The organism is Actinokineospora auranticolor (assembly GCF_002934265.1).
Classification (GTDB): Bacteria; Actinomycetota; Actinomycetes; order Mycobacteriales; family Pseudonocardiaceae; genus Actinokineospora; species Actinokineospora auranticolor.
On sequence record NZ_PTIX01000001.1, the window covers coordinates 461885 to 475720 of the forward strand.

Genomic DNA, 13836 nt, shown 5'->3' on the forward strand with positions numbered 1-13836 from the left:
GTGGACCGGTGCGTCGCGAATCGACGGCGATTCACCTGCGCCGATGTCGTCGGAGGGCGCGGGAATTCGCCACTGGAAAGCCCGCGCGACCTCGACGCTAACACGTCCGCGAGCCCCGGGTCGGGCGGCTGAAATCTCGCTCAAGCGACGCTCAAACCCATTCTTCGAATGTGGCGACGCCGGATGGCTCGCGGGCATTGTCACCCGAAGCCGCTCCTGCGGTGTTCACATTTTCCCGGAAATGGCCGTAACCGGCTCGGCGGCCGAGAAGAAGTGCGGAAATAGGAGGCGCGATGTCCGACGCGCAGGTCGGCGCCCGGTGGCGCGTGCTGGGGTGCGGCCCCTTCGACATGCCCGACCCGCGGCTGGCCGCCGCGGTGAGCCGGGGTGGCGGACTGGGTGTGCTCGACCTCGGCGCCGACACCGCCGCGGTCCTGGCCCGCGCGGCCGGGCTCGCCGACCGGATCGGCGTCCGCGTGCGCCCGGGCTGCCCGCTGCGCCCCGCGGACCTGCGCGGGCGCGCGGGCGCCACCGTCGAGGTCGTGCTGCTCGGTCCGGACGCGCCGTGGTCGGTCGCCGAGACCGCCGCGCACCTGCCGGTGCTGGTCGAGGTGACCGACCTCGACCAGGCCCGCGCCGCCGTCGACGACGGCGCCACCGGCGTGGTCGCGGTGGGCGGCGAGGCCGCGGGCGCGGTCGGCGAGCTGACCTCCTTCATGTTGCTGCAACGACTGCTGCGCCTCGGCGCGCCCGTCTGGGTGCGCGGCGGCATCGGCCCGCACACCGCTGTCGGTGCGGTGGCGGTCGGCGCGGCGGGGGTGGTGCTGGACAGCCAGTTGGGCCTCTTCGGCGAGTGCGACCTGCCACCCGCCCTGCGCGCCCGGCTGGCCACGGCGGACGGGACGGAGACGGAGGTCCGCGGCGGTCGCAGGGTGCTGCGCGGAACCGACCTCCCGCTCGGCGAGGACGCGTACCTGGCCGCGGTGTCAGTCCGGCGCCACGGCTCGGCCGAGGCGCTGGTGCGCGGCTTGGTGCGCGACCTCGACACCGCCGGGGTCGACGTGGACCCGCGGGCCCAGGGCGAACCGGTGCGCCGCACCCTCGGCGTCGCGCACGCCGTCGCCCAGGGCCCCATGACGCGGGTCTCCGACCAGCCCGGCTTCGCCCTCGCCGTGGCCGACCGGGGCGCCATGCCCTACGTGGCCGTGGCGCTGGCCGACGGCCCCCGCACCGAGGCGTTGCTGCGCGACACCGCCGAATTGCTCGGTGATCGGCCGTGGGGCGCGGGCATCCTCGGGTTCGTCACCGAGGACCTGCGTGCCGCGCAGCTCGCCGCGATCCGCGCCGTGCGCCCGCACAGCGTGCTGGTCGCGGGCGGTACCCCCGCGCAGGCCGCGGCCCTGGAGGCCGACGGCATCGCCGCGTACCTGCACGTGCCGTCGCCGACGCTGCTCGGCCAGTACCTCGACCAGGGCGCCCGCCGGTTCGTCTTCGAGGGCTCCGAGTGCGGCGGCCACATCGGCCCGCGCACCAGCTTCGGCCTGTGGGAGGCGCAGCTCGGCGTGCTCGCCGAGCGCGCGGACCTGACCGGGGTCGAGGTGCTGTTCGCGGGCGGTGTGCACGACGAGGTCTCCGCCGCCGCCGTGGCCGCGATGGCCGCCCCGGCCGCCCGGCGCGGCGCCGGGATCGGCGTGCTGATGGGCACCGCGTACCTGTTCACCGAGGAGGCCGTGCGGCACGGCGCGATCACCGACCGGTACCAGCGCGAGGTCATGGTGGCCGAGCGGACCGTCACCGTGCGGACCGCGCCCGGGCACGAGACCCGCTGCCTGCCCAGCCCGTTCGTCGACCAGTTCGAGGCCGTCGCCGCCGACCTGACCGCGCGCGGCGTCTCCGCCCGCGACCGGTGGCAGGCGCTGGAGGAGCTCAACGTCGGCAGGCTGCGCATCGCCAGCAAGGGCCTGCGCCGCGACGGCGCGGTCCTCGTCGAGGTCGACGAGGACGGCCAGGTCGCGGAGGGCATGTACATGGTCGGCCAGGTCGCGGTGCTGCGCGACCGGCTCACCGACATCGAGGCGCTGCACCGGCAGGTCACCGAGGGCGCGGCGGAGTTGTTGCGCACCGGGGAAAGCGCGCGGACGCCGACGCGGGCGCGGGACCGCGAGCAGGCGCCGGTCGACATCGCGATCGTCGGTATGTCGTGCGTGTTCCCCGGCGCCGACGACCTCGGCGCGTTCTGGTCCGGCGTGCTGCGCGGCCGCGACGACGTGACCGAGGTGCCGCCGCACCGCTGGGACCCGGCGGTCTACTTCCGCCAGGGCGGCGGCGAACCCGGCACCACACCGTCGAAGTGGGGTGGCTTCCTGCCGCCCGTCCCGTTCGACCCGATGTCCTTCGGCATCCCGCCCGCGTCCATGGGCAGCGTCGACCCGGCCCAGCTGCTGTCGCTGGAGATCGCCCGCCGCGCGCTGGCCGACGCGGGCTACCTCGACCGGGCCTTCGACCGCGACCGCACCGGCGTGATCTTCGGCGCGGAGGCGGGTGGCGACCTGGCCAACGCGAACGTGGTGCGCGCGCTGCTGCCGTCCTGGCTCGGCGAGGTGCCCGACGAGATCCTGGACCAGCTGCCCGCGCTGACCGAGGACTCGTTCCCCGGCACGCTCACCAACGTCATCTCCGGCCGCATCGCCAACCGCCTCGACCTCGGCGGCGCCAACTACACCGTGGACGCCGCCTGCGGCTCCTCGCTGGCCGCGCTCGAACTGGCCTGCCGCGACCTCGCGCACGGCGGCGCCGACATGGTGCTGTGCGGGGCCGTCGACGTGCACAACGGCATCGCCGACTACCTCATGTTCACCTCGGCGGGCGCGCTGTCGCCAACCGGGCGGTGTAGACCCTTCGACCGCGAAGGCGACGGCATCGCCCTCGGTGAAGGCGTGGCCTGCGTGGTGCTCAAGCGCCTGGCCGACGCCGAACGCGACGGCGACCGGGTCTACGCGGTGGTCCGCGGCGTCGGCTCGGCCAGCGATGGCCGTTCCCTCGGCCTCACCGCCCCGCGCCCCGAGGGTCAGCGCCGCGCGCTCGACCGCGCCTACCGCATGGCGGGCATCTCCCCGGCGGCGGTCGGGCTCGTCGAGGCGCACGGCACCGGCACGGTCGTCGGCGACGGCACCGAACTCACCACGCTGACCGACTTCTTCACCACCGCGGGCGCCGAACCCGGCAGCTGCGCGCTCGGGTCGGTCAAGAGCCAGATCGGGCACACCAAGTGCGCCGCCGGGCTCGCCGGGGTCATCAAGTCCGCGCTGTCGCTGTGGTTCGGCGTCATCCCGCCGACCCTGCACCTGTCCGAGCCGGTCGCCGCCTGGGACCGGCGGCACAGCCCGTTCACCTTCAGCACCGCGCCCCGGCCGTGGCTGACGCCGCGCGCCGAGCGGGTCGCGGGCGTCAGCGCGTTCGGCTTCGGCGGCACCAACTTCCACGCCGTGCTCACCACCGGCCCCGGCGCGCCGCTGGAGCGGCACGCGCTGCGGGACTGGGACTGCGAGCTGTTCCTGCTGCGCTCCACCCAGGCGGTGCGGGACCTGTTCGAGCTGACCGGGGGCGAGCACTCGCTCACCGACCTCGCCGTGCTGGCCGCCGAGTGGCCGCGCACGGAACCGGTGCGGCACGCGATCGTCGCGCGTGACCTCTCCGAGCTGGAATCGGCTCTGCGCGCGGCCCTGGACGGCCGACCGGACCGCGCGCTGCACAACGCCGACCCGGACGCCGACCCCGGCAAGGTCGCGTTCCTGGTGCCGGGCCAGGGAAGCCAGCGCACCGGCATGCTCGCCGACCTGTTCGTCGCCTTCCCCGACCTGCGCGCCGGGCTCAGCGGACCCGCCGCCGCGCTCGCGTTCCCGCCGACCGCGTTCGACCCGGACACCGCCGCCGAGCAGGACGCGGCCCTGCGGGACACCCGCGCCGCCCAACCCGCCCTCGGACTCGCCGCGACCGCCGTCGCGGAGCTGTTGGACCGGGTCGGCGTGCGGCCGGACCTGCTCGGCGGGCACAGCTACGGCGAACTCGTCGCCCTGTCCGTCGCGGGCGCCTTCGACCGCGACACGTTGCTGCGCCTCAGCACCCGCCGCGCCGAGGCGATCATGACCGCCGCGGGCGGCGACCCCGGGACCATGGCCGCCGTGCGCGCGTCCGCCGACCGGGTCGCGCCGCTGCTGCGCGACTGGGGACTCGACGGGGACGTGGTCCTGGCCAACCACAACGCACCCGAGCAGATCGTGCTCTCCGGCCCCACCGACCGGATCGCCGACGCGGTCGAGCGGCTGGTCGCGGAAGGCCTGTCCGCCAAGCGGATCCCGGTCGCCTGCGCGTTCCACAGCGCGGTGGTAGCCCCCGCCGCCGCCCTGTTCGCGGAGGCGTTGGCCGACGAGCACGTCCGCCCGCCGGAACTGCCCGTGTACGCCAACCGGACCGCCGACGCCTACTCGTCCACTTCGGACGTCCGGGCCGAGCTGGCGGCGCAGGTGGCCGCGCCGGTGCGGTTCGTCGAGCAGGTGCGGGCCATGCACGCCGCGGGTGCCCGCACCTTCGTCGAGGTCGGCCCCGGCACCGTCCTCACCGGACTGGTCGGCGCGATCCTGGCCGACGCCCAGCACACGGCGGTGGCCTGCGACCCCGGCGCCCCGGGGCTGCGCGGGTTCCTCACCGCGCTGGCCCGGCTGGCCGCCGCGGGCGTGCCGGTCGACACCGACTGGCTGGTGCGCGGCCGGGCCCGGCACCGGGCCGCCGCCGCGCCGTGGACGGTCGACGGCCAGCTGGTCCGCCGTGCCGACGGCTCCATCCCGCGCGGGGCCCTGGTCCCCGCCCGACGAATCACGAGGTCCCTGATGTCCCCCGAGTCCCCGGCCGCCCGCGATCCCCGTGACGAGGTGGTCGCCGCCTTCCTGCGCACCAACCGCGAGATCGTCTCCGCGCAGCGCGACGTGCTGCTCGGCTACCTCGGCTACGCGGGTGCCCCCGCCGCCCCCGCCGCCCCCGCGGCACCGGTGCTGGTCGCCGCCGCGCCGCTGCTGGAGCCGGAGCCGGTCCTGGCGGAGCTGCCCGCGGTCGAGCACGGGACCAACGGGAGCAACGGCGTCAACGGGCACCACCGGCCGGTGCCGGAGCCCGAGCCGGAGCCGACCGCGTCGCCCGCCGACGTGCTCGCCGCGGTCGTCGAGGTGATCGCCGCGCGCACCGGCTACCCGCCGGAGATGATCGACGGCGACCTCGACCTGGAAGCCGACCTGTCCATCGACTCCATCAAGCGCACCGAGATCGCGGGCACGCTGATCGCCAAGCTCGGCGTCGACGCCGAGGGCTCCGTGCACGACGAGCTGCACCGCAGGCGCAGCGCCCAAGCCATGGCGTTCTGGCTGGAGGAGCGGCTCGGCATCATCGCCGAGGAGCCCGCGCCCAGCCAGGACCGGGTCGTCGACGGCGTGCGGCCGCGCCGGTTCCTGCCGGTCACCGTGCCCGCCAAGCCGATCGGCGTGGCCCCCGACCTCACCGGCAAGCGCGTCCGCGTGGTGCACGACCCCGACCGCGCCGAGCACGCCGCCGCGGTCCGCGCCATGGCCGTGCTGCACGGCGCGGTCGACGGCGAGGTCGACGACCCCGACACGCTCATCCTGCTCACCCCGCTCGCCGTCGCCGACGAGCCGGTCGCGCCCCGGGTGTTCGCCGCCGTGCGCGACGCGGTCGGCGCGGGGGTCGACTCGGTGCTGGTCGTGTCGCCGCAGGTGGACGGCCAAGCGCCGTACCACGCCGCCGGTCTGCGCGGCCTGGTCCGCTCGGTGCTCGCGGAGCGGCCGAAGCTCTTCGCCCGCCTGGTCGAGGTGGCCCCCGACATCGCCCCCGGCGCGCTGGCCGACGTGCTCGCCGTCGAACTGGCCGAACACGACGGGCAGCCCGTGGTGCGCCACGTCGGCGCCGACCGGTTCGGCTTCGAGGTCGCCGAGGCCGAGCTGGACGACGCCGTCCCCGGCGCGCTCGGCCTCGACCGCGACTCCGTGGTGCTGGTGCTCGGCGGCGCCCGCGGCATCACCGCCCGGTGCAGCACCGCCCTGGCCGCCGCGTCCGGCTGCCACCTCGAACTCGCGGGCCGCACGCCGTGGCCGCCGGAGTCGGCGCCGCCGCCGGAGCTGGCGAACGCCGACGAGCAGGGCCTGCGGCTGGCGCTGGCCGCCGACGGGCGCCCGCTGGCCGAGGTGGAGCGCGCGGTGCGGTCGATCCTGACCCAGCGCGAGGTCTCCGCGACCGTCGGCCAGATCCGGGCCGTCGGCGGGCGGGTCGACTACCGCTCGGTCGACGTGCGCGACGCCGCCGCGGTCCGCCAGCTGGTCAAGGACGTCTACGCCCGGCACGGCAGGCTCGACGGCGTCGTCTACGCCTCCGGCATCCTCGACGACAAGCTCCTGCTGGACAAGGACGACGACTCGTTCCAGCGGGTCTTCGCCACCAAGATCGATGGCGCCCGCGCGCTGCTCGACGGGCTCACCGAGGCGGGCGTGCGCCCGGCGTTCACGGTGTTCTTCGGCAGCGTCTCCGCCGTGTTCGGCAACCGCGGCCAGGTCGACTACGCGGCGGGCAACGACGCGCTGGAGACCCTGGGCACCGCCTACGCCGAGCGCACCGGCTGCCGGGTCGTGACCGTCCACTGGGGACCGTGGGTGCCCACCGGCGAGCACGGCGGCATGGTCTCCGACGCGCTGGCCCGCGACCTCGACCGGCGCGGCATCGGCATGATCGACCCGGTGGCGGGCACCGAGTGCCTGGTGCGGGAGCTGGCCGCGGGCGGCCGGGACACCCGCGCGGTCGTCTACACGGCCTGGGTGTGAGGCGTGGACGCGAGCCAGGCCCGGGAGCCGGTCGCGGTCGTGGGGATGGCGGTGATGCTGCCGGGCGCCCCCGACCTGGACACCTACTGGCACAACCTGCGCACCGGCCACGACGCGATCACCGACGTCCCGCCCGACCGCCGGGACCCGCACTTCCACGGTGACGTCCCGGACCCGGCGGCCCCCCTGCCGCCGGACCGCACCTACTGCCACCGCGGCGGGTTCCTCGCGCCGTTCTCGCTGGACGCCGCCGGGCTGGGCATCATGCCTAACTCGGTGGACACCATCGAGCCGGACCAGCTGCTCACGCTGCGGGTCGCGTCGGCCGCCGTGGCCGACGCCGGGGGACTGCCCGCGCTGGGCGATGCGGGCAAGGTCGGGGTGATCCTCGGTCGCGGCGGCTACATCGGCCCCCGCATGGTCGGCTTGGAGCAGCGCGTCCGCACGGTGCGGACGGTGCTGCGCGTGGTCGCCGAGCTGAACCCGGGCATGGGCGAGGGCGAGTTGGCCGAGCTGCGCGCGGCGCTGCTGGACCCGCTGGGGCCGGTGCAACCGGAGTCGGCGATCAACCTGGTGCCCAACCTCGCCGCCTCGCGCGTGGCCAACCGCCTCGACCTGCGCGGACCCGCCTACACCGTGGACGCCGCGTGCGCGTCCTCGCTGCTGGCGGTCGACCAGGCGATAGGTGAGCTGACCACGCGCCGCTGCGACGCGGTGCTGGCGGGCGGTGTCTACCACGGTCACGACGACACGTTCTGGGCCGTGTTCAGCCAGCTTCGCGCTTTGTCGCCCACGCAGGGCATTCGGCCGCTGTCCGCCGACGCCGACGGACTGCTCATCGGCGAGGGCGCCGGAGTCGTCGTGCTGCGCAGGCTCTCCGACGCGCGCCGCGACGGTGACCGGGTCTACGCCGTCATCCGCGGCGTCGGCACGGCCAGCGACGGCCGGACGCAGAGCCTGTTCAACCCGGACTCGGCGGGGCAGCGCGTGGCCCTGCGCCGGGCGTGGTCGGCGGCCGGGCTGGACCCGGCCGTACCGGACTCGGTCGGCCTGGTCGAGGCGCACAGCACCGGGACCCCGGTCGGCGACGCGGCCGAGCTGAGCGCGCTCGGCGAGGTGTTCGGCGCCCCGCCCGGGGCGTCGGCGGTGATCGGCTCGGTCAAGTCGATGATCGGTCACACCATGCCCGCCGCGGGCATCGCCGGTCTGGTCAAGGCCGTGCTGGCCGTGCACCACGGGGTGCTGCTGCCGACGCTGCACTGCGCCGACCCGAACCCGCTGCTGGAGCCGACCCGGTTCCACGTCCTCGACGCCGCCAAGCCGTGGGAGGGCGTCGGGCCCCGCCGCGCGGCGGTCAACGCGTTCGGGTTCGGCGGGATCAACGCGCACGTCGTGGTCGAACAGGCCCCGGACACGCCGATCCGCCGCCCCGCGCGGGTGGTCGAGCGGGAGAGGGTGCTGCGCCTCGCCGCGCACGACCCGGCCGAGCTGGCGCGGCTGCTCGACGAGCACGGCGACTGCCCGCCCGACGAGCCCGTCGGCGACCCGACCGGTCGGTTCCGGCTCGGGGTGGTCGGACCGACGGCGAAGCGGCTCACGGTCGCGCAGCGCGTCCTGGCCCGCGCCGACCAGCCCGGCTGGACCTGGTCCTCCGGTGACGTCTGGTTCACCGGGACGCCGCTGCTGCGCGAGCCCGGCGCCAAGACCGCGTTCGTGTTCCCCGGCCTGGAAGCCGAGTTCGCGCCCCGGATCGACGACGTCGCCGCGCTGCTGGGCGAGGAACCGCCGGGTGCCGAGACCGGCAGCGTGCCCGAGCACGTGGCCGCGGTCGCGGACGCCAGCATGCTGCTCGACCGCGCCCTGGCGCGGCTCGGCGTGCGGCCCGACGGCCTGGTCGGGCACAGCATCGGCGAGTGGACCGCGGCCGTGCTGGCGCGCATGTTCACCGGCGACCGACCGGGCATCGGCCTCGACGGCTTCCCCATGCCCGCCGTCGACTACCTGGCGCTGGGCTGCGCGGTCGACGAGGCAGAACGCGGCATCGCCGACGAACCGGATGTCGTTGTCTCCCACGACAACGCGCCGCGGCAGAGCGTGGTCTGCGGGCCGCGCGAGGCGATCGAACGGCTGGCCGAGCGGTTCCGCGCGGCCGGGGTGTTCGCCCGCCCGCTGCCGTTCTCCACCGGCTTCCACACCCCGATGATGGCGCCGTACGTCGACCCCTACCTGCACGCGATCCGGGCGACCGGGATGCGCGCGGGCACGCTGCCGGTGTACTCGGCGACCACCGCCGACCGCTACCCGGACGACTCGGACTCGCTGCTGCGCCTCTCGGCGGACCACCTGGTGAAACCGGTGCGGTTCCGCGAGGTCGTCGCGCGGATGTCCGCCGACGGCTACCGCGTGTTCGTGCTGATGGGCGCCGGACAGCTCGGCTCCTTCGTCAGCGACTCCCTCGACGACGCGCCGCACCTGGTGATCAACGCGGCCTCCTCCGTGCGGCCCGGCCTCGCGCAGCTGCGCCGGGTGGCGACCGCTCTCTGGGTGGAGGGCGCCGACCCGGACCTCGCCGCGCTCGAACAGTCCACAAAGGCCGGTTCAACCGCCTCCCAAAAGGACAATGCCTCGGCGGTGGGGGAGATCCCGGTGCGCGTCACCAGTCCCACCCTCACGGTCGACCCCGAGGCGCGCGGACGGTTCGCGCCGTCGCGCGGGCGCCCGGACCTGCCCGCCGGGCTGCCCGCGGACATCGCGGGGGAGCTGTCCGCGCTGATCGCCGACACCGACGCGACCGTCCGCGCGGTCACCGCGGCCGTCCGGAGCCGCCGCGCCCCGGCGATCCGACCCGCCCCCGCGGCGCTGCCCGCCCAGCGGGCGCTCCCGGCGGCCGAACCCGGCGCGGTGCGCACCACGCTGCTGCGCGTCTCGGTGGCGGACATGCCCTACCTGCGCGGGCACCGGTTCTTCCGGCAGCGCGCGGACTGGCCGGACGAGACCGACCGCAGACCGGTCGTGCCCGCCACCACGCTCGTCGAATGGGCCCAGCGGGCCACCGAACGCGCGTGGCCCGGCGAGTTGGCGGTCGCCGTGCGCGACATCCGGTTCACCCGCTGGCTGATCGCCGCGCCCAGCCAGGACGTGGAGATCACCATGACCCGGCCGGTCCCCGGCGGACCGGTTCAGGTGCGGCTCGGTGAGTTCGCCGCGATGACCGTCGACCTCGCCGACGCCTACCCCGCCGCGTCCGCACCGGCCCCGCACCCCGGCCCGGCCACCGGACCCGCGCTGACCCCGGTGGAGATCTACGGCGGCAGGCAGATGTTCCACGGCCCGCAGTTCCAGGGCCTGACCGAGGTCACCGCGCACGACGGCGACCGCGCCCACGGCCAGATCAAGGTGCTGCCCGCGCCCGGCTGCGTGCTCGACAACGTCGGCCAGATGCTCGGCTGCTGGCTCCAGGCCCGGGTCGACACCAGGATCCTGGCGTTCCCCACCCGGGTCGACTCGATCGTCTTCCACGGCCCGCCGCCCCCGCTGGGCGCGGTCGTCGACTGCCTGGCCGACGCCCGGATCCCGGACGAGGCCGCGGTGGAGATGGACGCCGTGGTCAGCCACGCGGGCCGGGTGTGGGCGACGATCACCGGCTGGCACGACATCCGCCTCGACTGCGACCACACCGACCACGGCGTCTACGCCTTCCCGCGCGACCACGCGCTGTCCCGGCCGCAGGCCGACGGCACCTGGTTGGCGCAGGACCGGTGGACGACCCTGGCGTCCCGCGACGTGTTCGTCGGCGTCTACCTCAGCGCGCCCGAGCGCGCCGCGTACGCCGCCGTGCCGCCGCGCGGGCAGCGCACCTGGCTGCTGGGACGGGTCGCGGCCAAGGACGCGGTGCGCGGCTGGCTGGCCGCGCGCCCCGACGAGTGGGGGACGGAAACGCTGTTCCCCGCCGAGGTCCTGCTGACCGGGGACGGCGAGCGGCTGGTGGTGCGCGGTCACCACGGCCGCGCGCTGCCCGACCTGCGCGTCACCCTCACCCCCGCGGGTCCCACCGCGGTGACCGCCCGAGTTGAGAGGACCACCGGAGATGACTGACACGACCGCGGAGCACTCCACCGACGTGTTCGACGGCGTGGTGGAGTTGATCAGCGGCCTGGTCGGTGACGACCTGGACATCCTGGGTGTCGAGGTGCGCCCGGACACCGCCTTCCACGAGGACCTCGGCCTGGAGAGCATCGACCTGGTGACCCTGGGCGGCCTGCTCGCCGACCGGTACGGGCCCCGGGTCAACCTCGCCGAGCACCTGGCCGAGTTCGACCTCGACGACGTGATCGGGCTGACCGTCGGCCAGATCGCCGACTACGTCGCCGGGGCCCTCCGGGAGGGTGACTGAGGTGCCGGAGCTGAAGGTCAACGGGCTGCGCACGAACTACCAGGTGCTGCCCGGGGCCGGGGCGGGGGCGACCGAGGCGGTGGTGTTCATCCACGGCATGGGCACCGACAGCCTCGCCAGCTTCTACCTGACCCTGGCGCCCCCGGTCGCCGCCGCGGGCATCGACGTGATCAGCTACGACCTGCGCGGCCACGGCAAGTCCGAGCGGCCGGTCAGCGGGTACACGCTGACCGACTTCGTCACCGACCTCGACGAGCTCCTGCGGGCGCTGGCGGGTGACCGGCCGGTGCACCTGGTGGGCAACAGCTTCGGCGGCACCATCGCCTACCGCTACGCGGCGAGCTTCCCGGACCGGGTGCGCAGCGTGGTGTCCATCGAGTCCGAGCCGCCGACGGAGATCTGGGCGGTGAAGATGCGCGCCATCCTCGCCGCCACCCTGGAGATGCTCCAGGTGGAGGAGAACTACGAGTGGATCGAGGCCACCTTCGGCGCCCACCACCGGCGGCTGGCGCGGTTGGCGGCCAAGCGGATCACCTCGACCACCATGGCCGAGGAGGTGCCGACCGGCACCATGATGACCATCGACGACGTGGCCGCGATCGACGTCCCGGTGCTGTCCATCCTGGGCCGCTACGGCTACCAGTCCGACGACCTCGACGCGCTCACCTCGCTGATGCCGCGCGGCGAGCTGTTCGTCTTCGACGACCAGGGCCACTCGGTGCTGGTCGAGCAGCACCGCGCCGTCCGCGGCCTGCTCGTCGACTGGGTGCGCAGGCACAGCGGGTGAGCGCGCGGCGATTACCCGACGCGGAGGGAGGCAGATGAGGAAACGGCTGCTGTTCGTCGTCCCACCGCTGGCCGGGCACGTCAACCCGTTGGTCGGGGTGGCGGCCGCGGCGGTGGCGCGCGGGCACGAGGTGGCCTGGGTCGGCCCGTGCCCACTGGTGCGCGACCTGGTGCGGGAGCGGGTGTACCCCGCCGGGTCCTATTTGGAGGGACGTCCCCCCGGCCTGCGCGCCTTCGCCGCCCTGCGGTTCCTGTGGGCGGAGTTCCTGGTGCCCCTGGCGGACGCGATGGTGCCGGGGGTGCGGGCCGCGGTGGAGGACTTCGACCCGGACCTGCTGGTGGTGGACCAACAGGCGTTCGCGGGCGCCCTGGTCGCGGAGCGGCTGGGGTTGCCCTGGGTGACCTCGGCCAGCACGTCGACGGAGCTGGCGGACCCCCTCGCGGCGCTGCCCCGGATCGCGGAGTGGGTGCGGGAGCAGCAGCGGGGGCTGCGGGCGCGGCACGGCGTCGAGGGGGCGGGGGACCTGCGGTTCTCGCCGTACTCGGTGGTGGTGTTCAGCACGGCGGAACTGGCGGGGGAGCCGGTGGTGGCGGTGTCGGACCCGCGGTACGTGGGGCCGTCGCTGTCCCGGCGCAGGCCGGTGGAGTTCCCGTGGTCTCGGCTGCGCCCGGGGGCGCGGTTGGTGCTGGTGACGTTGGGGACGACGAATTCCGAAGCGGGCGGGCGCTTCCTGGCGGAGTGCGCGTTGGCGCTGTCGGAGTTGCCTGAGCTGCAAGGGGTGGTGATCGATCCGGGCGGGTGCCTGTCGGCTTCGGGGGATGCGGTGGTGGTCGCCTCGGCGCCGCTGCTGGACCTGATTCCCCGGGCGGCGGCGGTGATCTGCCACGGCGGCCACAACACGGTGTGCGAGACGTTGGCGCACGGGGTGCCGTTGGTGGTGGCGCCCATCCGGGATGACCAGCCGGTGGTGGCGGACCAGGTGGTGGCCTCGGGGTCGGGGATACGGTTGCGGTTCGACCACGTGCGGGCGCCGGACATCGCCGCGGCGGTGCGGACCGTGGTGTCGGATCCGTCCTATGTGGAGTCGGCGGGGCGGGTGCGGGCGTCGTTCGAGGAGGCGGGCGGGGCCGAGGCCGTGGTCTCCCGGCTGGAGGAGCTGGCGCAGTGCCCCCGGGTGGCTCGGAGGTAGGTGGGTTCCCGGCAGTCCGGGAATGCGCGGAGGCACCCGGGTGTTGGTGGTGTGGGACCCACACCACCAGGGGGCGAGATGTCCGAATCGAAGCACAAGCCGCGTTCGCGGTCGTTGACCACCGCCGAACGTGAGGAGTTCCTCGCCGTGCCGCAGGTGGCCGTCCTGGCCATCAACGCCGAACCCGGGCGCCCACCTCACGCCCACCCCACCTGGTACTCCTACACCCCGGGCGGCCACATCGGCCTGGTCCTGCGCGCGGGCAAGCGCAAGTCCCGCCTGGCCCGCGCGGCCGGGCTGGTGGCGCTGGTGGTCCAGCGGGCCGAGGTGCCGTACCGGTACGTCTCGGTGGAGGGGACCGTGGTCCGACAGGGCCCGCCGACCGCGGACGACCTGGCCGCCGTCGGCCGCCGCTACCTCCCGGAGGAGGCGATCGCGGGCTGGGTCGCCGGTGAGCTGGCGGGCGACAACCCACTCGGACCACCGGAGTACCTGGAGATCCGCCCGGACCGTTGGACCACCAAGGACTTCTCGGGCGACAGGTGACCGGCCGGTTCACTGGTGTGGAGCCGTGCGGATCGCGGTCTTC

Annotated in this window: 6 protein-coding genes; all 6 read left to right on the top strand. The window is 75.1% G+C overall.

The genetic code is table 11. The annotated features are described in order from the left end of the window. Positions 1-293: 293 nt before the first annotated feature. The 6 genes from CLV40_RS01960 to CLV40_RS01985 all read left to right on the top strand — a co-directional run bounded on the left by CLV40_RS01960 (position 294) and on the right by CLV40_RS01985 (position 13793). Positions 294-6878 carry a type I polyketide synthase gene (locus tag CLV40_RS01960; protein WP_104476243.1) on the top strand — a complete coding sequence of 2195 codons (6585 nt, stop codon included), beginning with the start codon at positions 294-296 and terminating at the stop codon, positions 6876-6878. A 3-nt stretch (positions 6879-6881) separates the two neighbouring features. Further along, positions 6882-10973: a beta-ketoacyl synthase N-terminal-like domain-containing protein gene (locus CLV40_RS01965; RefSeq protein WP_245930956.1), complete on the top strand. Its 4092-nt coding sequence runs from the start codon at positions 6882-6884 to the stop codon at positions 10971-10973. Beyond that, entirely contained in the window at positions 10966-11271 is a 306-nt protein-coding gene (locus tag CLV40_RS01970; protein ID WP_104476245.1) for an acyl carrier protein, read from the top strand. Before CLV40_RS01965 ends, CLV40_RS01970 begins: the two co-directional genes overlap by 8 nt. Position 11272: 1 nt before the next feature. Continuing rightward, complete coding sequence (locus tag CLV40_RS01975) at positions 11273-12058, top strand: alpha/beta fold hydrolase (RefSeq protein WP_104476247.1); 786 nt, start codon at positions 11273-11275, stop codon at positions 12056-12058. A gap of 34 nt (positions 12059-12092) precedes the next feature. Next, positions 12093-13247, top strand: a complete 1155-nt coding sequence (locus CLV40_RS01980) for a glycosyltransferase (RefSeq protein WP_104476249.1) — start codon at positions 12093-12095, stop codon at positions 13245-13247. Positions 13248-13325: 78 nt separating this feature from the next. Then, entirely contained in the window at positions 13326-13793 is a 468-nt protein-coding gene (locus tag CLV40_RS01985; RefSeq protein WP_104476250.1) for a pyridoxamine 5'-phosphate oxidase family protein, read from the top strand. The last annotated feature ends 43 nt before the right edge of the window (positions 13794-13836 follow it).